The organism is Rossellomorea aquimaris, assembly GCF_001877785.1.
Classification (GTDB): domain Bacteria; phylum Bacillota; class Bacilli; order Bacillales; family Bacillaceae_B; genus Rossellomorea; species Rossellomorea aquimaris_A.
In genome coordinates this window covers 986603-1007309 of the sequence record NZ_MINN01000074.1, presented here as the reverse complement: position 1 = coordinate 1007309, position 20707 = coordinate 986603, and the positions used below count along the sequence as shown (strand labels likewise).

Genomic DNA, 20707 nt, shown 5'->3' with positions numbered 1-20707 from the left:
GCAGGCTTTTTTTATGTAATCAAGGAATATTCGCCGACTAGCGGAAAGCGTAGTCTTCAACGGAAATCAAAAGCGTATTTCATAGATGCGAAAAATAAATATCCAAAACTGTCGAATTGTGGTATTTTTGTAGTATCATGTCTTTTCAGAGTGGGTGTGGAATATGATTGCTTCCTTTCAATGCATATATAAAGACGAAAACTCATTGAAGAAATTCATTAAGGAAAATGATTTGGATTTGTTCCCTTCTCTCCTCGTTCAAGCCTTCACAGGTCATTCCTCCATTGACTTCATCACTTCTCTTCAAATAGAAGTGGCTTCTTCATTACCCCGGGCAACGCTGATCGGCTGCAGTTCAAGTGGTCAAATATTCGAAGGGCGGATGCTGCCTGACGTTGTACTTACATTCACAGCATTTGGGAAAACCGAACTGAATTCTTTTCTTGTAAACGAAGGAAATCAAGGTTTGAGGGATGGCGGACGTATGTATGATGAACTGATCCGTTTTGATACGAAAGCAGTCATCCTTCTTGTAAGTCATCTTAAAATGGATATATCAGGAATCCTGCAGGGAATTTCCCCGCGGAATGGTGAATTCAGAATCGTCGGGGGAGTCTCTGCGGATGATCCCTCACATATGCCGTCTTTCGTATTCACCGGTGACCAAATATCAGAAAATGGTGTGGCAGCCGTTTCGTTGAATCATTCCGACCTTCAAGTTCATACGTATGCGCTGGAACATTGGCAGGAAGTAGGTCCTTCCTTTGAAATAACGAAATCGCAAGGAAATGTCATTTATAAAATAAATGAAAAAAAACCACTTCATGTACTAGAAAGGTATTTGGGGAAAGCGTTCGTCAAGGACCTTCCGGATTCTTCGATCGAATTTCCTTTTTTGTTCCGGCAGGGAAATGAAAAAACAGCTGTATATGTCATAAATATATTCCCTCACGGCGCAATCGAGGTCAGCAGGGAGTTGGATGAAGGAGACAGGGTCAGCTTCGGATTTGTGAATGTCCAGGATCTGCTGGAGTCCACTTCCAGGCAGTTGAACAAGCTGAAGCGGAGACCGGTAGAGGCCCATTATGTGTTCAACTGCACTGCCCGTAAAAGATATATCAGGGATTTCACTCAGCAGGAACTGGACAAATTGAATGAAATTTCAGCGGTCAACGGCTTTTTTTCTTATGGTGAGTTCGGATATGATGCAAACGATCAACCTAAACTGATAGCACACTCGATGACCTATTTTGGTATCTCTGAGGAAGTAAGGGAACCGCTTCTGGACTTCCGGCCGGAGTTTCGTCTTGCCCCAGAGGCCAATGCGATGATGACATTGACGAACTTGATCAATACCGCATCAAGTGACATCAGGGAACTTACACAAAATATAGAGTTATCGGAAGAATATTATCGTTCTCTTTTTGATAATAATACAGATTTCGTTTACAGCACCGATTTGAAGGGGCGGTTCACCTCGCTTAACCCTTCATTTATAAAAACGTTCGGTTACAGTGAAAGGGAACTGATCGGCAAGAATGCACTGAATTATATAATGCATGGAGATCGTCAGAGGGTAAGGAGACATTTCTATCGCGCAATGGACGGCAGGGAACAGTATTATGATCTCCCTATATCAACCAGGGATGGCAGAATCAATCATTTTCAGATAAAAAATATCCCGATCACGGTAAACGGTCAATGTGTCGGGATATTCGGAATAGGAAAAGACGTCACCCAGCAAAGGCAGTCGGAAAAGAAGATTACCCAGCTGGCATATTACGACGGGGATACTGATCTGCCGAACAAACAGAAGTTCCGTGAAATCATCGATGAACACATTCAGCGGGCGAAAAAGAAAAAAAGGGAGCTGGCCGTGCTGTTCATGGATATCGACAGATTTAAGATCATCAATGATACATTGGGGCACAGGGCAGGAGACCTTGTCATTAGAGAGCTTGCCGGACGACTGGGGGATACCCTTCCAAAGGGCGCGTACCTCGGACGTTTCAGCGGGGATAAATTCACTGTGCTTTTATCAAAAAATGTGAATGAGGAAAGCATTTCTTCTTTGACGGATGCAATTTTAAAAGCAATCAAAGAGCCGTTTTCCTACAACGGGAAAGATTTCTACATGACCGTCAGCATCGGTGTCGGAATATATCCGAGAGACGGAGAAAAGTCATCAGAAGTACTGCGGAATGCGGATGCAGCGCTGAATCATGCAAAATCACGCGGCGGGAATAATACGGTATACTTTTCAAGGGATATGAATGAAGAGACACTGAGAAAAGTGGAAATGGAAGCACAGCTCAGAAAGGCCATCGCAAAAAATGATTTGTATATCGCTTATCAGCCGATCATTGACGTTCCGAATGAATCATTGATTGGATGTGAAGCGCTTCTCCGGTGGGAGCATGAAGATTTAGGGCATATCTCTCCAGCCGAATTCATCCCGCTTGCAGAAGAGGCAGGGCTGATACAGGAACTTGGTAAGTGGGTATTGACGGGTGCTTGTGAACAGCTGAAAACATGGTTGGACAAAAGACTTGGTGAATTCTACGTATCCGTGAATGTGTCGGCCATTCAATTCCAGCATCCTGCTTTCCTGAGTGACGTAAAGGAAGCATTGAAAATCTCCGGACTGCCTCCAGAGTACCTTTGCCTTGAACTTACAGAAACCATCATGCTTCATGATGCGTCTTATTCAGTTGAAGTCATGAAGGAACTCTCGAAGCTGGGGGTTAAACTTGCAATCGACGATTTCGGCACCGGCTATTCATCGTTGAGCTACCTGAAACACTTACCGATCGATATGCTGAAAATTGACAGATCATTCGTGCGCAATATGAGTGATCACTCACCTGATGTGGCAATCGTCCAGTCCGTTTCGATGATGGGGAGGGGGCTGAATTTGAAAGTGGTTGCGGAAGGGGTGGAAACCGCCCGGCAGCTTAAACTGCTCAAACAATTGGGATGCGATTATGCTCAAGGTTTCTTGATTGAAAAACCGATGCCCCCATGCAAGATGGACGAATTTCTAATGAAGCGGGATTTGGTTGCCGTGCAGGGGGAGCTGGCTTGGACAAAATAAAAAAATCGTGTTTGCCGGCGTTTGCCGGTGAACACGATTTTTTTGCCTTTGCATCATAAATTGAAGTTTTCGATTACGATTCGTTTTCCAGTGCTGAGTGTGAATTCAAAGCGGTCCCGCTTCTTTTTAAAATAGGTAAAATGATGCTGGACTGCACATACTTCATCACCATTGTCAAAGTTAATGAAATTCACGCCCTGCTTCATTTTCTGGCCGCCCAGGAACACAAGGTGATTGTGACAGAATATACAATCATAAAGTGAATAATTTAAATTGTTTAAGGTAGTGATGAATTGAAGAAAAGCATCATCAGAAATATCCCCGATCAGATTTTCCAAAGAAAAGAGGATGTTCTTCTTTATCTGGATCCTGTCTCCGTCAAGCATCCTTATGCGCTCATATGGAGTTGCGACGATTCCGTTTTCTAAAAGTACGCCTGTAATCCAGGTATCCTCCCTTAAAAGCCTTATTTCATGATTAATATAAAATTCAAGCTCTGATTCTTCTTCTGCATCTATTTCAAAGAAAAGCCAAGTATCTTCATCAACCAGGACGGTTCCTTCTGAAAATGCTCTCTTTTGGGATTTTAGGATGTTTGAACGATATATATTACTCAAATGAATATCCCTCCTTAACTACATTTCTTATCATAATTATCATATTTCATTCATGTGAAGATTGAGTGAGGCAATTAACCATTTATCCCGAAATGCATAAGATAATCTATGTGTCAGAGAGCCCAGTTTGTTTGACCAGAAAGTGAGGATGATCATCATGTGCGGTATTACAGGTTGGATTCATTATAAACGAAATCTTTCAAACCAGGAAAATATTGTCGGTGAAATGGCAGAAAAACTGTCGAAGAGGGGCCCGGATGAAACGAATACCTGGGTCAGTCCACATGCAGCATTTGGTCATAAACGCCTGATCGTGGTGGATCCCGAAGGCGGAAGGCAGCCGATGAGCATTACTCATCAGGGTCATGTGTATACGATCTGCTATAATGGCGAGTTATATAATACAGAAGATCTGCGCGCAGTGTTAAAGGGAAAAGGGTATGCATTCAACGGCCATTCAGATACAGAAGTCTTGTTGACTTCCTATATTGAATGGCGTGAAGAATGTGTCAATCATTTAAACGGGATTTTTGCCTTTTCCATCTGGGACAGTCAAAAGGAACATGTCTTCATCGGCAGGGACCGTATGGGTGTAAAACCTTTATTTTATTTTGAAAAAGACGGCGGATTCTTATTCGGCTCGGAAATCAAAGCATTGCTGGCCCATCCGGATGTCAAACCGGAAGTTACACACGGGGGCCTCTCGGAAGTGCTTGGCCTGGGGCCGTCCCGCACTCCGGGTGAAGGGGTCTTTAAAGGAGTCAAGGAGCTTCGTCCTGCACATGCCATGACTTTCTCGAAAGGCGGACTGAAAATCTGGAGATACTGGAATGTGAAGAGTGAGAAGCACGAGGACTCGTTTAAAGATACGGTTTCCAATGTGCGGTTCTTGCTGTCGGATGCAATAAAACGCCAGCTTGTATCTGACGTTCCACTGTGTTCATTCTTGTCAGGTGGAGTGGACTCGAGTGCCATTACTGCAATAGCTGCCAATACCTACCGCGATGAAGGGAAGGGGCGGCTTCATACTTATTCGATCGATTACGAAGAAAATGATCAGTATTTTACGAAGAGTGACTTTCAGCCGAATTCGGATGCGCCGTGGATTGAAAAAATGTCTTCAGAATTCAATACGATCCACCACCGGTGCGTGATCAGTCAGCAGGAACTGAAAGATTACCTGATCGAAGCCGTACATGTAAAGGATCTTCCGGGAATGGCGGATGTGGATTCTTCGCTTTTATGGTTCTGCAAAGAGATTAAAAACGAGTTTACAGTCGGGCTCTCGGGTGAGTGTGCGGATGAAATATTCGGAGGGTATCCATGGTTCCACCGCGAGGACGATTTTAACAGAAGGGGATTCCCATGGATGCGCTCGGTCGCTGAAAGGCAGGGGCTGTTGAAGGATGACTGGAAGAAGAAATTGAACCTTCAGGAATATGTTCTTGCACAGTATGATAACACGGTCGCGGAAACGCCTTTGCTTGACGGGGAAAATGAAATTGAAACGAAAAGAAGACAATTATTCTACTTGAATTTGATCTGGTTCATGACGACTCTGCTCGATCGGAAAGACCGGATGAGCATGGGGGCGAGCCTGGAAGTCAGGGTCCCATTCGCAGATCATAGATTGGTAGAGTACGTATGGAATATCCCGTGGGAAATGAAGATGCATGAGAACAGGGAAAAAGGTATCCTGAGGAAGGCGCTGGAAGGGATTTTGCCGGATGAAGTGCTTTATCGGAAAAAAAGCCCTTATCCAAAAACGCATCATCCAGTCTATACAAATTTGGTGAGCGGCTGGCTGGAAGAAATTCTGGCAGACAGATCGAGTATCCTGTATGAACTTTTCAACGAGCAAAAGCTGAAAGAAATCGTGAAAACCGGCGGTTCTGCTTTTAAGGTCCCTTGGTACGGCCAGTTGATGAGCGGGCCGCAGTTACTGGCACACCTTGGGCAGATCCATGTGTGGTTTAATGATTATAATATACAGATAGTGGAGTAGAGTGAGAGCTGCATCCATAGAAAAGCCCCGTCCGCAAAAAAACGGACGGGGCTTTTCTATGGAATGATCAAACCGTATTGCGTTGATCCATTTTATTTATATTTCCAGCGCCGATCGAATTCAAGCGGTCAACAAGCTCGCTTCCGAACGGGGAAGGGTTTGAATTCGACTCGAGCACGGTATCTTTGAGTTCATAAGCATTCGATCCATGCTCTGTGAAGTCAAGACCTGATAACTCTTCTTCCCTGGAGACGCGGATGCCGGAAACTCTGGTTACGATGAACAGGAAGCCTCCAACAGTGATGGAAGTCCACAAGATGACAGCCCCCACTCCAATTATTTGTACCGCAAGCAGGGAGGCGCCGCCGCCGTAGAATAATCCATTCTGGATATCGAATAATCCGACTGCTGCTGTTCCCCAAATTCCGCAGATGCCGTGGACCGCAATCGCTCCCACCGGGTCATCAATATTGAATTTCGAATCAAGAATGGTGACAGCTTCTACAAGAATGATGCCGGCAATAAGACCGATGATAAGTGATCCTGTCAATGAGACGTTCGCGCACCCCGCGGTGATCCCGACTAAACCGCCCAAGGCTCCGTTCAGAGTCAGCGAAGGATCCACTCTTTTAAACCTGGCCAACGTATAAAGGGCCGATGAAAGGATGGCTGCTGATGCAGAGAATAATGTAGTGGTGATGACGTGAGGGACAAGTTCCGGGTCTGCTGCCAGGCTGCTGCCGCCGTTAAATCCGAACCAGCCGAACCATAGGATGAAAACGCCAAGTGCTCCAAGCGGGATATTGTGCCCGGGGATGGCATTCGCTTTTCCTTTTGAATATTTGCCTATGCGGGCTCCAAGGAACAATACTGTGATCAGTGCTCCGACAGCACCTGTCAAATGAACGACAGTGGATCCGGCAAAATCGACGAACCCCAACTCCGAAATCCATCCTCCGCCCCAGACCCAGTGTCCGACAATAGGATAAATCAAGCCGGTCATGACTATGGTCAGAATAAGGTAGCTCTTCAATTTCATGCGTTCGGCAACTGCTCCGGAAATGATTGTGGCGCAAGTGGCGGCAAATACGGATTGAAACAAGAAGAAACCGATATCTTCACGGCCTGAGAGGAAAAAACCATCCATTCCGACAAATCCGCCTGCGCTTGAGCCGAACATCAAACCAAATCCAATGAGGAAATATAGAACGGCGGCAATCGAAACCGTCAGGAAATTCTTCATTAAAATATTCAGTGCATTTTTTGCGCGGGTAAACCCGGTTTCAACCATTGCGAATCCCGCATGCATGAAGAAAACAAGAAACGCTGCAATCATGACCCATATGGAATCCAAAGATGCTTGAACGGTCTCGGCTGTCGGGGAAGCGGCAAAGGCGGAAGTGCTTATTCCCAGTGATAGAAGAAGCAATACAGAAATTTTTTTAATCAATGTGATCCCTCCGATTAATAATGAATGATTAATAGATTTGCTCAATTTGAAAACGAAAGTTATAAAACAGCTTGTTTCCCGCGTTCTCCAGTACGGATCCTTACCACCTCTTCAACAGGGTAAATAAAGATCTTGCCGTCCCCGACGGTTTCGGTACTGCATTGTTCCACGATCAGATCGATGATTCCTTCGACCTGGTCATCGTCTACGACCATTTCAACCTTTACACGCGGAACCAGGTTAATTTCAAACTTATTTCCGCGGAAAATCCCTTGCTTCCCTTTTTGCTTGCCGCATCCTGCTGCCTCTGAAACGGTCAGTCCACTGAATCCCCGCAGACTCAATGCTTCGCGCAATGAAATGAATGCTTCTGCCCTGATGATCGCTTCCACTTTCTTCATGGAATTTCCTCCCTTGTCAAATTCGATGTTAGATTTTATAACATTAATTAGTTATGTTATTTATCATATTCAGAAAATAACAAAATATCAAGTACTAATTTTCTTTGGAAACGCTTTAATGTTAAAAAACCTTACATCAATTAAAGTTTTGAAAGGAAAACTATTAAGAATGGAGAATTGAACAGTATTAGTTGTAAATATGCCGCTGTTGATTTTCGTGCAAGCCTTTGCTTTCCGCGGGCAGCCCGTGAGCCTCCCTGTATATTGGGGAAAGAACTGTCCAGCTCCAGTGCTTAGAGGCACATGTCATAACAAGCCGAACAAGAAGGCAAAAAAAGCCTCCGTGGCCAATTCGTCTTCTCTTCAAAGCCCTTCCGCTTTTATGATAGAAATCTTCGTCTTGCTCTCCAACCAACCGCTGGAAAGTGCAAACACCTACTTATCCTTTAAAACTAAAAACCCGAATTAATTTGCCATCTTGAAGCAAATTAATTCGGGTTTTTCTTAGGATGAAAAAAATTTCTCTCAGTCTCGTCACGATCCATGTACAATTTTGTTTTCGTTGATATCTTTCTTCCCGGTCACAAAACCTTTCTTTATCCAGACTTTAGAATGCCAGCGTTTTAGCATGATCAAGCCTCGCAGCCATTCATCTGCTATAAATGACATCCAAATGCCGATAAGCCCGAGGCCGAACCAGATTCCAAGAACATAAGATAATGTGACGCTGACGCCCCACATGGACAGAATGCCCATATAGACAGGGAAGCGGACATCCCCGGCTGCCCTCAGAGAGTTGATGACGACCAGATTGAAGCTTCTGCCTGGTTCGAGGATGATGGTTAAATAGATTAGTATTTTACCGAGCGAAATGATTTGTTCATTATCGGTGAAAATCCTTAACAGCGGATCTGCGAAGATCGAGAAAAGCCCTGCCATTGCCAGTGAAATGATAATGGCGATCTTTAAGCTTTTCAGGCATCTTTCGTATGCATTTTCATATTCGCCTGCACCCATCAGGTGTCCGATCAGGATTTGGGTCCCCTGACTGATCGCCACACTGAATAAAAAGATAAACATCATAAGGTTCTGTGCGTAAACTTTCGTTGTCAGTGCATGGGTGCCTATACTGGCGATGAAGTAGGTAATGACCATTTGTGAACCGTTATAGGATAAATGCTCGCCGGCAGAAGGGATCCCGATTCGAAGAAGGTTCTTCACATGCGCAATCGGAAGCTTGAACAGCCTTTTAATTTGCAGAACGCCAGGGATCCTCTTCATGATCACGGCAATACAAACGATAAGTCCGATCATCCTTGAAGTGATAGTCGAAATGGCCACGCCCTCGACCCCCAATACAGGAATTCCGAAAGGACCGAAAATGAACAGGTAATTACCGATGACGTTGATTATATTCATTCCAATCGTGATATACATAGCATCCTTCGTGAACCCGTAGCTCCTCATGACGGCTCCTGCAGTCATGATCAATGCTTGTATGAAAGCGAAGCCTCCGACGATCTTCAAATAAGAGGAAGCCTCGTTCATCAAGGATCGCGGCAGGTCCATGGAAGCAAGAATGGGTTCTGTGAAGAAAACGAGAGTGATGCTTAATATCAGGCCGAAAATCAGATTCACTGCGAGGGATACAATAGAAATTTCCCTTGCAGATGTTTCATCTTTTGCACCTAAGTGCTGCGCCACGAGAATCGCAGTACCCGTGGCGACAAAACCGAACATCACAATGATGAGGGAGAGAATCTGGTTGGATACCCCTACTGCAGCCACTGAATCATCAGAGTATTGACTGAGCATCAATGTATCGGCATTTCCCATGAGCATGTGAAGGAAGATTTCAATGAAGATCGGCCAAGTGAGGGCGAACAAGGTCATCTTTTTCTGTGTGTTATTCATGAACATTACTCCTTGTTATGAAAGTTCGGTGAAGAGAGAAGAGGACCGACTCAGTCAAATGAGTCAGTCCCGTTGTATGCAAGGAATGATTATTAAAGCTGAAGGATGGCGAATCCATATTCTTTAAGTTCAACTTCAATCGTTTCTGCTTCTGCAGCAAATTCTTCGCCTGTCCATAGATTCGATATCTTTTTTCCTTTCAAATCAAAAGGAAGGGAGTACGAGGTCGGTTCATCCTTGCAATTCAAAAGGATGAAGAGTGTATCTTTTCCGTTGGATTTGGTGAAAGCGATACAGCCATCATTCAGTTCGGGAGGCAGGAAGGAGAGATTTCCTTCGTTAGCAAGTAAAGGGTGGCTGCGTCTGAGTGCGATATGTTTCTTAACATGATGAAATAGTTCTTCGTTATGAGCGCCATTATCCCAAGGGAAACATTTTCTGCAGCCGGGGTCCTGCTCCCCTGTCATGCCGATTTCATCACCGTAGTATATACATGGTGTCCCGGGGAATGAAAGCATAAAGGTGAAGATTTGTTTCAGCTTGCGGAGATCTTCATCGCATTCTGTCAGGATCCTTGGCGTGTCATGACTTCCCACAAGATTGAAATTCACTTCAGTGACAGTCTTGGGGTACATGTGGATAACGCCGGTCAGATTCTCAATGAACCCCGAAGGCGTTATCGATTGTTTAGCGAACAGGTTGATCATATTGGTTGTGAACGGATAATTCATAACGGCGTCAAACTGATCCCCTCGAAGCCATGGCATGGAATCGTGCCATATTTCCCCCAGGATATATAAATCGGGTTTTATGGCCTTTACTTCTTTGCGGAAGTCCCTCCAGAACTGGTGGTCTACTTCGTTTGCGACATCAAGGCGCCAGCCGTCGATATCGAATTCCTTCACCCAGTAGCGTCCGACTTCCAATAAATATGCCCGTACATCTTCATTTTCTGTATTCAATTTGGGCATGGAAGCTTCAAATGCAAATGTATCATAGTTCGGGGGAGTTATTTTCGTATCCAATGGGAATTCGTTGATATGAAACCAATCACTATATGGGGAATCTTCGCCATTTTCAAGGACGTCCTGGAATTTAGGGAAGTAAAATCCACTGTGATTGAACACAGCATCCAGCATGACCTTCATTCCGTTTTCATGACATTTGGAAATCAGTTCTTTCAAGGTTTCCTTCGTTCCAAATTGGGGATCAATTTCAAAATAGTCAATTGTATCATATTTGTGATTTGAAAATGCTTTGAAAATCGGTGTGAAGTATATTCCGGATATCCCCAGTTCCTTAAGATAAGGAATATTTTCCGTGACACCTTCAAGATCGCCGCCGAAGAAATTTGTCCTGGACGGCTCTGTGCTCCCCCATTCAAGGGTTCCTTCCGGATCATTATCCCTGTTCCCGTTGGCGAAGCGTTCCGGGAATATTTGATACCATACCGTATCTTTCACCCAAGAAGGAGCATCGAACACATCAATTGGATTTAAAAAAGGGAAGCAGAAGTAATCCCCGATATCCATTGAGGAATCTTGTGAAAACCCTTTTTCACCATAAAAGATTTCTTCATTTCCGTCATTCAATATGAAGCCGTAACGGAGCCGTCTGAAGGGAGGGGTCACGGAAGCGTACCAGTAATCGAATAGTTGGTCGCTCCCTGTCAGCGTCATGTCTTTCTTATCATAAACCCATTCTCCATCTTCCCATTGATACGGGTCCCCATGGAGGAGAACGGCATGTTTAATATCATTTTTCTTGGTTCGAATCCTGATATGGATTTCCTTTTCAGTGCAAGCGTATGCATAGTTATCTTTTGGCCGATGATAAATCGCTTCCAGAATCATATATATCCCCCTTCTGTCATTTTTATTTAAAGAGTAGTCTACAATGGGGGAGTTGTCAATAAAACGGACCACTACCATGAAAGCGTTTTTTAATAGCTCTATTAAACTTAAAAAAATGTAAAAAACTATTGCTAAATGATATTTAATTTGTATAATAGGAAATAGGTTGTGCAATCGCTTTCACAAATACGTGTAAGCGGTAACTTATGTCACTTTTTATACGTATGTGTGCAAACGGTTGTACAATCGTGGGATTTTCATTATTCACCTATACTTAGGAGGGGTCAAAATGAAGAAAGCATTATCATTATTGATGGTAGTTATGCTTGTAATGGGGGCGTTGGCTGCTTGTGGTCCTAACCGTGAAGAACAATCTTCAGGTAATAAAGACAGCGAGAAAAAAGCCGATGATGCAAACAAGCCTGAAAAGCTTGTCATCTGGGAAGATGAAAAGAAATCCGGATGGCTTGATGAAGTTGGTGCCAAGTTCACAGAAGAAACAGGCATCGAGCTTGAAGTGAAAGAAGTAGAAATGGCTACTAAGTTGAAAGAACAATTACGCCTCGATGGTCCGGCAGGTACTGGTCCTGACGTACTGACTCTGCCGCATGACCAGATCGGTGAACTTGCAATTGCAGGTCACATCGCACCTTTAGAAGTTGAAGGTGAAATCAAAGACCGTTTTACTGAATCTTCAATGACAGCCGAGAGCTATGATGGAAAACTATATGGTCTGCCGAAGTCTTCTGAAACGCCGGTATTCATTTACAACAAAGAGTTGATGAAGGAAGCACCGAAAACTATGGATGAAGTATATTCATTCTCAAAAGATTTCACGAAAGAAGGAAACTACGGTTTCTTGGCACTTTGGGATAACTATTACTTTGCCCATGCGCCAATCGGCGGATTCGGCGGATATGTCTTCGCTGAGAAAGATGGAGCATTAGATCCGAAAGACCTTGGTTTAAATAATGAAGGCGCTGTCAAGGGTGCTGAATTTATCCAGAAATGGTACTCTGAAGGGCTATTCCCTAAAGGGATCGTCGGTGAAAACGGCGGTTCTGCAATGGACGGACTATTCAATGAAGGAAAAGTGGCATCAGTCATGAACGGACCTTGGTCTTTCCAATCTTATAAAGATGCGGGAATCGATATCGGTGTATCTGCTATGCCTAAACTTCCAAACGGAGAGCCGATGAAAACATTCATGGGTGTTAAAGGCTGGCATGTATCAGGCTATTCTGAAAACAAAGAATGGGCTCAAAAGTTCATCGAGTTCATCACTCAGGATGAGTACGCGAAGCTTCGTTTCGAACAAACTCAAGAAGTACCAACGAACCAAGGATTGATCGATGATCCTGCGATTGCAGAAAATGAAGGTGCAAAAGCAGTTGCCGAACAGTCTCAATATGCGGTTCCAATGCCGAATATCCCTGAAATGGGTGAAGTATGGGATCCGATGGCAAAATCGCTTCAAACGCTCGTAACCGGCAAACAAGGGCCTAAAGAAGCTCTTGATGCCGCAGTCAAGCAAATTGAACAAAACATCGAAACGAATCATTCAAATTAATGAGATCATAGCGGTACCTTCTCAAAAAGGAGAGGGTACTGCTATCCTTTTAATGGCCCATTCAAGGGCTTTAGGAGGAAGAAAATAGTTTCTGCTTCCTAAAGCTCTTGAAGCTTAAGTATTGATCTTGAAGATAGAAGGGGGACTATAGGATGGAGCAACAATCCTATCAATCTAAACATAGAAAAACAGCGCTGGCCCTGTCCATCATCCCGGGACTCGGTCAGTTGTATCATAAGCAATATGCAAAAGGCGGATTTTTCCTGATCATGACAGCCGCATTTATCCTGGTCTTCAGGGATTTGATTGGTTACGGCCTGTGGGGGATCACTACCCTCGGAACAGACGTATCGTACGGAGATCACTCTATCTTTTTAATGGTATACGGTATTCTTGCAATCATTGTATTGTTATTCGGCATCGGCTTTTATCTATTTAATTTGCGCGATGCATATGTAAATGGCGAGAAGCGTGACAGGGGCGAACAGCTCAGTACGATCATGGAACAGTACAGAAACCTGATAGATAATGGTTTTCCTTATCTGATCATGTCCCCTGGATTCCTGCTTCTTGTATTTGTGGTCATCTTCCCGATTATCTTCGTGGTGCTGCTGGCGTTCACCAACTATGATCTATATCATTCACCGCCGGCAAAGCTTGTAGATTGGGTAGGGATCCAGAACTTTGTGGATATCTTCAAGATTGATATATGGCGGGAAACATTCTTTACTGTTCTGGCCTGGACGCTTGTCTGGACATTCGGGGCAACGACATTGCAGGTGGCGCTCGGTATTTTCCTTGCCATCCTAGTGAACCAGAAGGATTTAAAAGGAAAAGCGATCATCCGCACGGTTTTCATTTTACCTTGGGCGATTCCTGCGTTCGTTTCCATCCTTGTTTTTGCAGGAATGTTCAATGAATCGTTCGGTACCATCAACAGGGACATCCTCGCGTTTCTGGGGATAGGGGACCTGCCCTGGATGACAGAGCCGATGTATACAAGACTCGCCCTGATTTTCATTCAGACATGGCTTGGTTTCCCATTCATCTTTGCGATGACCACAGGGGTGCTTCAATCGATTCCGGATGAATTATATGAAGCGGCGACCGTGGATGGGGCGTCCGCCATGCAGAAATTCAAGAATATCACGCTGCCGCTGGTCTTATTTGCAACGGCACCGATCATCATCACCCAATATACATTCAACTTTAATAACTTTAACGTGATCTACTTGTTCAACGGCGGCGGACCGGCGTTGACGGGACAAAATGCCGGAGGGACGGATATCTTGATTTCATGGATATACAGACTGACGATGACGTCGGCTCAATATTCGAAGGCAGCCGCCATTACATTGCTGCTTTCCATCATCGTCATCACTGCAGCGATCTGGCAGTTTAAACGCACGAAATCATTCCAAGAAGAGGATATGATGTAAAGATGAATATGAAAAAACAGAAACTCATACGTTTGACACTTTCTTATCTCGCCATAGGCATTATGTTTGCGATCATCCTTTACCCTGTGGCCTGGATCATCGGTTCATCCTTTAATCCCGGGCAGAGTCTTTCCGGGTCGTCGATCATCCCGAAAAATGCGACGCTTGCGCATTACAAGGAATTATTCGATCTCGAACAGAGCAATTACCTGATCTGGTACTGGAATTCTCTGAAAGTAAGTTTATCGACAATGGCTCTCACGGTTATGCTTGTAAGTCTGACTGCATATTCCTTCTCCCGTTATCGTTTTGCCGGACGGAAGAATGGGCTGATGACATTCATGATCCTGCAAATGATTCCTAACTTCGCAGCATTGATCGCCATTTTCGTCCTTGCATTACTGACGGATCTCCTGGATACGCATATCGGCTTGATCCTGGTGTATGTCGGAGGGCAGATCCCGATTAATACATGGCTGATGAAAGGTTATCTGGATACCATACCGAAAGAGCTGGATGAGTCGGCAAAAATGGATGGTGCGGGGCACTTCAGGATTTTCTTTCAGATTGTCATGCCGCTGGCCAAGCCTATCATCGTGGTCGTCGCACTGTTTTCTTTCATTGCACCGTTTGCGGACTTTATCATCGCGAGCATCCTGCTCCGTTCAGAGAAAATGTACACGCTCCCTGTTGCTTTATATGACATGGTCGCGAAGCAATTCGGTGCTGAATTTACGACGTTTGCGGCAGGTTCAGTGTTGATTGCAGTCCCAATCGCATTATTATTCCTTTTCTTCCAGAAATACTTCGTTTCAGGATTGACGGCAGGGGGTACAAAGGGATAATCTTAAAGGCGTTACTAACTACCCGAGGAGGAAGCGGAGATGAAAAGAAGAGTAATTGCTCTCATTTTAGTCCCGTTTCTTCTTTTTTACGCCGTACCCGCAGGTGCAGTTGAAAAAGAAGAACGAAAGTGGCAGGATGAAACAATGTATTTCCTGATGGTGGATCGCTTCAATAACGGAGATACGACAAATGATAAAGAAGTGGATACTAAAGATCCAAAAGCCTATCAGGGAGGCGATTTCCAGGGGATCATCGATCGATTGGATTATATTAAGGATATGGGATTCACGTCCATCTGGCTGACCCCTGTATTCGATAACCAGCCAAAAGGATACCATGGATACTGGATCACGGACTTTTATAAGCCGGACGAACATTTTGGTTCGATGGAAACGTTTAAAAAGCTTGTGGATGAAGCTCACAAGCGCGATATGAAAGTCGTTTTGGATTTTGTGGTTAATCATGTGAGCCCTGAACATCCGTGGGTGAATGACCCTGCAAAAAAGGATTGGTTACATGAAAAGCAGCCGATGAACTTTTCCAATAAGGATAGTCTGCAGAATGCATGGTTATATGACTTGCCTGATTTGAACACCGAAAATCCCGAAGTGAGGGAATACCTTTTTAATGCTGCAAAATGGTGGATAAAGGAGACCGATGTCGACGGCTACCGATTGGATACGGTTCGTCATGTTCCACAGGATTTTTGGAGTGAATTCAGTAAAGAGGTGAAGTCAGTAAAAGACGATTTCTATCTTCTTGGTGAGGTTTTTGACCGCGACCCACAGAAGATCGCTGAATATAACGACGTCGGCATTGATGGATTTGTTAATGTCCCGCAAGCCGAAGAAATGCGATCAGTATTTAAAAAACCTGATACGTCAATGGACAGGCTCTTCAATTTTTGGAAATACAATGAAACGTATTATGAAAATCCCTATGTAATGGGCACATTTATCGATAACCATGATATGGAACGCTTTACAAGGCTGTTGGTACAGGAAAATGTATTCCCCGGAACGCGCTGGAAGCTTGCCATGGCATATATGTACACCACCCCGGGAATACCGATTGTCTATTATGGTTCTGAGATTGCCATGGACGGGGGAGAAGATCCCGATAACCGGAGACTGATGAATTTCCGAGCGGATAAGGAACTTATTGATTACATATCAACACTCGGAAAGGTTCGTCAGGACTACCCGGCTTTGACAAGGGGAACAGTAGAACCGTTGTATGAAAAAGATGGAATGGGTATCTATAAACGCACCTATAAAGATCAGACAGTGGTGGTGGCCATCAATAATTCAAGCAAGACCCAGACAGTGGAACTAAGTCCCGAAGACCTGGCAGAGAATCAGGAGCTGAAAGGCTTGCTCACAAGCGACCTCGTCCGCAGTGATGACAATGGGAAATATAAAGTGGCGCTTGAACGGGAAGAAGCGGAAATCTACCTGCTGAAAGACAAAAGCGGATTGAATATTCCTTATTTGTCAGCACTTGCAGCGGTCTATGTATTATTTCTAATATTTATTTACCTGGTATGGAAACGCGGAAGGAAAAACCGAAAAGCTTAACCTGATGGGCTCTATAAAGGGCCTTGAAGGTATAAGATTGAAAGCGCTATTATTTTTCATTTTGCAGCAGAAGGGGGGAGTGACGATGGCTGTTACGATAAAAGATGTGGCGAAACTGGCAAATGTCGCACCATCAACCGTTTCACGCGTAATCGCAAATAACCCGAGAATCAGTGAAAAGACAAAACAAAAGGTAAGAGAAGCAATGGATCAACTGGGGTATCATCCGAATTTCATCGCCAGAAGTCTGGCGAATCAATCCACAAGGGTATTGGGGCTGGTACTTCCAGGTTCAGCCAGTACGTTTTCTCAAAATCCATTCTTCCCCACAGTCTTGAGGGGGTTGAGTGAAGGAGCACACGAAAAGCAATATGCACTTCAAATGACGACAGGCCAGTCGGAAGAAGAAATCTTTGAAGGTGTCGTCCAAATGGTCCAAGGCGGGAGAGTGGATGGAATCATCCTTCTTTATTCAAAAGTCGAAGACAAAGTGATGAACTATTTAAAAGCACGCAGCTTTCCATTTGTGGTTGTCGGAAAGCCTTATAAATATTCTGAAGAAATTACACACGTGGACAATGATAATTTCAGGGCAGCGAAAGAGGTAACGAATTATCTCCTTGGACTGGGCCATGAATGCATCGGTTTTATCGGCGGGAACCTGAACCTGGTCGTTACGGTCGAACGTTTATTGGGATATGAAAAGGCGCTCAGGGATGCAGGCCACGATTTAAAAGATGAATATATCATCCACGAAGAATTTCTTCGCGAAGGCGGCAGGGAAGCGATCAATGAACTGATGCAGCTGGGACACCCCCCGACTGCACTGGTTGTAGCTGATGATTTAATGGCACTGGGTGTGTTGAATACGCTGGATGAAATGGATATTTCCGTTCCGGAAGATATATCCATTATCAGCTTTAATAACGTTCTTCTTGCAGAAATGTCCCGCCCCCCGCTGACATCGGTTGATATCAATATTTTCAACCTAGGCAATGAAGCGGCTAAAAGCCTGATCCAGAAACTCGAAAACCCGAACGACCCTATCAAACGAATCATCATACCGCACGAAATTGTAAAGCGTGCATCATGCAGTAAGAGGGAAGTTGATCATAAAGAAGAGACCGAGGCTTAGTTGCCCCGGTCTTTTTTTGGTAAAAGGGTTGAGTGTAACTGCTTATAGTCCTTCATTTAGTAAAAATACGCTGGAAATGAGGTGTGGAAGAAGTTTTTGGGTGGAGTATGAACACAAGGGGTATACCCGGGTGGGTGTTTTGTAAGGGTTATTCCGGATTTAAGCACCTAATTTGGAAAATACGATCCGAATCTGAGATTTACGATCCTGAATTCAAAAATACGATCCTAATTCCAAATATATGATCTCTTAACAATCATTCTAATCTGGAACAGAACGTCAATAGACATTTCCACGCAGAAAAAAACCGGGTATCCAAAACCCGGTTTCTAACTATTCCTTAAAATGATTCAAATCTCTGCCTCACATGCCACCTCTTCTAAAGCAGATTAACCGTTCACGACCGTCCCGCCGTTAATATGGATCATCTGCCCCGACACATAGGAAGAATCATCGCTTGCCAGATAGACATAAGCAGGGGCTAATTCAAATGGCTGACCGGCCCTTCCCATCGGTGTATTGGCACCGAACTGAGATACCTTGTCTGAACTGAAAGTGGAAGGGATGAGCGGAGTCCAGATCGGGCCGGGTGCAACGCCGTTGACCCTGATACCCTTTGAAGCGATATTTTCAGCAAGGGACCGGGTAAAGCTTACGATTGCCCCTTTAGTTGAAGAGTAATCGATGAGATCTTTATTGCCTTTATAGGCAGTGATCGAAGCTGTATTGATAATGGATGCCCCCTTTTTAAGATGAGGCAGGGCAGCTTTGGTCAAATGGAACATTGAAAATACATTGGTCCTGAATGTTCTTTCAAGCTGTTCACTGCTGATGTTTTCAAGGCCGTCCTGGGGATGCTGTTCTGCAGCATTATTGACGAGAACGTCCAATTTGCCAAACTGCGAAATCACTTTGTTGATCAGGTCTTTGCAGAACGTCTCGCTGCCGATATCGCCTGCGAGCAGCATGCACCGAACGCCTTCTGCTTCCACCAGTTCTTTCGTCTTGTTGGCATCCTCGTGTTCATCTAAGTATGAAATGGCGACATGTGCACCTTCACGTGCGAAGTACCAAGCGACAGAACGCCCGATCCCGCTGTCTCCTCCTGTGATAAGAGCGACTTTCCCATCCAGTTTACCGCTTCCTTTATAGTTCTGGTCGGTATGGATCGGCTGCGGATTCATTTCGTCTATCGTACCTGGCTGATGATCCTGGTGCTGCGGCGGGAAGGTTTGCTTTTCATTTTGCTGTTGTGACAAACTGAAACACTCCTTTAAATGTAAAGTTAAATGATTATCCTTAGGTTAGTGTTTACCCGATGAGTCCAATTATTAACATCATTTGTCGACATTTTTGGAAACTGCCTTTTCTAAAAAAAACAGACCCACTCTGGGTCTGTTCCGTTAATCAGGAATCCATCATCTTCTCTGCCTTGTATCCGATCATATTCAGCAGGCCCTTTGGAGAGGAGAATGGGGGGGCATAGCAGGTTTCGATTTCCTGCAGCTGCAAGACCGTGAGACCGCCGGTGATGGCAGTGGAAAGGACATCGATTTGTTTATCCACTCCTCCGCCGCCGACTACATTGCCGCCATAGATTTTACCAGTGTCGGGACAGAAATGAACCCTCACATACACATCTTTGCTGTCCGGATAGTAACCTGCATGTGATTTCCCTTCATGTACAGCCGTCTTATACTTCGTTTTCCGTTCTGTCAGCTCTTTTTCGCCCAATCCGGTCGTGGCAATGCTCAAGTCAAATACTTTCGCAATCGCGCTTCCAAGCATCCCTCCAAAAGAGACAGGACTGCCTGTCAGGTGTTTGGCGATGATGTAGGACTGGCGGTGTGCCGGCCAGGCAAGCGGGACTTGTTTCGGACTGCCGTCGATTCTGTCGAAAGATTCGACCACATCACCGACAGCATAAATGGACGGATCATCGGTCTGCATATACTCGTTAACTTTGATGCCGCCAGAATCTCCGATCGTAAGCCCGGCATCCTTTGCGAGTGCATTGTTAGGCTTTATCCCGACTGATAAAAGAATAAAATCAGTTTTAACCGTTTCTCCATTATCAAGCAGGATTTCCGATTCAGAAGTGACTTTGTGCAGTCCGTTTTCTACGTATAATGAAACACCTTTTCCTTTTACGTGATCCTGGATCTTCAAAGCCGTTTCTTCATCAATGATGTTGAGGACATGTTTGGACCGTTCAACAATACAAGTGTTGATACCGAGACGGGTGAGGTTTTCGGACATTTCCACGCCAATGAACCCGCCGCCGATGATGGCCCCGGCTGTTGGCTTTTCCGTTATCAGGTAGTTTTTTAGTTTATCCATGTCTTCAACCGTCCTCAGAGTGAAAGAGGGGATGGTACCAAGTCCCTCTATATCAGGGACGAATGGGGATGCACCAGTCGCTATGATCAGCGCATCATAGGTTTCTTGATATTCTTGGTTCTTAAGAAGGTCATGAATATGAAGAGTTTGCTTTTCCCGGTCAATCTTTACGGCTTCATGCTGCATCCTCACATCGATCTTTTTTTTGGACTGCAGCTTTTCAGGAGTATAGGCAAATAAATCTTCACGGTCCTCGATTACTTCTCCGAGATAATACGGCATTCCGCACGCTCCGTATGAAAGATAAGAAGTTCTCTCGAGTAAAATAATCTCTGCTTTGTCGTCCAGCTTCCTCAGCTGCGAAGCAGTTGTGGCGCCTCCGCCCACAGCTCCTATAACGATAATTTTCTTATTCATATTTCTCCTCCGTATACTTCTCTAGTATTAATCATAATCAGTACAGAAT

14 protein-coding genes are annotated in these 20707 nt (G+C 44.6%); 7 read left to right on the top strand and 7 right to left on the bottom strand.

Annotated elements, in window-relative coordinates:
- Positions 1–205: 205 nt before the first annotated feature.
- On the top strand, positions 206–3094 hold the full coding sequence (locus BHE18_RS08855; RefSeq protein WP_235860266.1) for a bifunctional diguanylate cyclase/phosphodiesterase: 2889 nt from the start codon (positions 206–208) through the stop codon (positions 3092–3094).
- Between the two features lie 53 nt (positions 3095–3147).
- On the opposite strand, the gene BHE18_RS08850 is transcribed toward BHE18_RS08855, so the two are convergent.
- Entirely contained in the window at positions 3148–3711 is a 564-nt protein-coding gene (locus tag BHE18_RS08850) for a DUF2777 family protein (protein WP_071618189.1), read from the bottom strand.
- Between the two features lie 148 nt (positions 3712–3859).
- Here BHE18_RS08850 and asnB point away from each other — a divergent pair, with 148 nt between their 5' ends.
- Positions 3860–5716 carry an asparagine synthase (glutamine-hydrolyzing) gene (asnB, locus tag BHE18_RS08845; RefSeq protein ID WP_071618293.1) on the top strand — a complete coding sequence of 619 codons (1857 nt, stop codon included), beginning with the start codon at positions 3860–3862 and terminating at the stop codon, positions 5714–5716.
- A gap of 67 nt (positions 5717–5783) precedes the next feature.
- On the opposite strand, the gene BHE18_RS08840 is transcribed toward asnB, so the two are convergent.
- The 4 genes from BHE18_RS08840 to BHE18_RS08825 form a co-directional block, all read right to left on the bottom strand.
- Positions 5784–7166 (bottom strand): ammonium transporter, encoded by a 1383-nt coding sequence (locus BHE18_RS08840; RefSeq protein WP_071618188.1) that lies wholly within the window; start codon positions 7164–7166, stop codon positions 5784–5786.
- 59 nt (positions 7167–7225) lie between these two features.
- On the bottom strand, positions 7226–7567 hold the full coding sequence (locus BHE18_RS08835) for a P-II family nitrogen regulator (protein WP_032089200.1): 342 nt from the start codon (positions 7565–7567) through the stop codon (positions 7226–7228).
- 534 nt (positions 7568–8101) lie between these two features.
- On the bottom strand, positions 8102–9481 hold the full coding sequence (locus BHE18_RS08830) for an MATE family efflux transporter (RefSeq protein WP_071618187.1): 1380 nt from the start codon (positions 9479–9481) through the stop codon (positions 8102–8104).
- Between the two features lie 92 nt (positions 9482–9573).
- The gene (locus BHE18_RS08825) at positions 9574–11334 is read right to left on the bottom strand and encodes an alpha-glycosidase (protein ID WP_071618186.1); all 1761 of its coding nucleotides are present in this window, start codon (positions 11332–11334) and stop codon (positions 9574–9576) included.
- Between the two features lie 289 nt (positions 11335–11623).
- Between BHE18_RS08825 and BHE18_RS08820 the strand changes: the two genes are divergently transcribed.
- From BHE18_RS08820 to BHE18_RS08800, 5 genes are all read left to right on the top strand, one after another.
- Positions 11624–12904 (top strand): extracellular solute-binding protein, encoded by a 1281-nt coding sequence (locus BHE18_RS08820; protein WP_071618185.1) that lies wholly within the window; start codon positions 11624–11626, stop codon positions 12902–12904.
- Between the two features lie 152 nt (positions 12905–13056).
- The gene (locus tag BHE18_RS08815) at positions 13057–14343 is read left to right on the top strand and encodes a carbohydrate ABC transporter permease (protein ID WP_071618184.1); all 1287 of its coding nucleotides are present in this window, start codon (positions 13057–13059) and stop codon (positions 14341–14343) included.
- A gap of 2 nt (positions 14344–14345) precedes the next feature.
- Entirely contained in the window at positions 14346–15188 is an 843-nt protein-coding gene (locus tag BHE18_RS08810; protein WP_071618183.1) for a sugar ABC transporter permease, read from the top strand.
- A 39-nt stretch (positions 15189–15227) separates the two neighbouring features.
- Complete coding sequence (locus tag BHE18_RS08805; RefSeq protein WP_071618182.1) at positions 15228–16766, top strand: alpha-amylase family glycosyl hydrolase; 1539 nt, start codon at positions 15228–15230, stop codon at positions 16764–16766.
- An 85-nt stretch (positions 16767–16851) separates the two neighbouring features.
- The gene (locus tag BHE18_RS08800; RefSeq protein WP_071618181.1) at positions 16852–17901 is read left to right on the top strand and encodes a LacI family DNA-binding transcriptional regulator; all 1050 of its coding nucleotides are present in this window, start codon (positions 16852–16854) and stop codon (positions 17899–17901) included.
- Between the two features lie 389 nt (positions 17902–18290).
- On the opposite strand, the gene BHE18_RS08795 is transcribed toward BHE18_RS08800, so the two are convergent.
- Together BHE18_RS08795 and BHE18_RS08790 are read right to left on the bottom strand one after the other, a co-directional pair.
- Positions 18291–19160: an SDR family oxidoreductase gene (locus BHE18_RS08795; protein ID WP_071618180.1), complete on the bottom strand. Its 870-nt coding sequence runs from the start codon at positions 19158–19160 to the stop codon at positions 18291–18293.
- Between the two features lie 148 nt (positions 19161–19308).
- The gene (locus BHE18_RS08790) at positions 19309–20658 is read right to left on the bottom strand and encodes a CoA-disulfide reductase (protein WP_071618179.1); all 1350 of its coding nucleotides are present in this window, start codon (positions 20656–20658) and stop codon (positions 19309–19311) included.
- Between the last annotated feature and the right edge of the window lie 49 nt (positions 20659–20707).

Bases quoted from the DNA above. Each gene is read 5' to 3' on its own strand.
- asnB (WP_071618293.1), top strand. From the start codon at position 3,860: ATGATCATCATGTGCGGTATTACAGGTTGGATTCATTATAAACGAAAT.
- BHE18_RS08835 (WP_032089200.1), bottom strand. From the start codon at position 7,567: ATGAAGAAAGTGGAAGCGATCATCAGGGCAGAAGCATTCATTTCATTG.
- BHE18_RS08830 (WP_071618187.1), bottom strand. From the start codon at position 9,481: ATGAATAACACACAGAAAAAGATGACCTTGTTCGCCCTCACTTGGCCG.
- BHE18_RS08825 (WP_071618186.1), bottom strand. From the start codon at position 11,334: ATGATTCTGGAAGCGATTTATCATCGGCCAAAAGATAACTATGCATAC.
- BHE18_RS08820 (WP_071618185.1), top strand. From the start codon at position 11,624: ATGAAGAAAGCATTATCATTATTGATGGTAGTTATGCTTGTAATGGGG.
- BHE18_RS08815 (WP_071618184.1), top strand. From the start codon at position 13,057: ATGGAGCAACAATCCTATCAATCTAAACATAGAAAAACAGCGCTGGCC.
- BHE18_RS08810 (WP_071618183.1), top strand. From the start codon at position 14,346: ATGAATATGAAAAAACAGAAACTCATACGTTTGACACTTTCTTATCTC.
- BHE18_RS08805 (WP_071618182.1), top strand. From the start codon at position 15,228: ATGAAAAGAAGAGTAATTGCTCTCATTTTAGTCCCGTTTCTTCTTTTT.
- BHE18_RS08800 (WP_071618181.1), top strand. From the start codon at position 16,852: ATGGCTGTTACGATAAAAGATGTGGCGAAACTGGCAAATGTCGCACCA.
- BHE18_RS08790 (WP_071618179.1), bottom strand. From the start codon at position 20,658: ATGAATAAGAAAATTATCGTTATAGGAGCTGTGGGCGGAGGCGCCACA.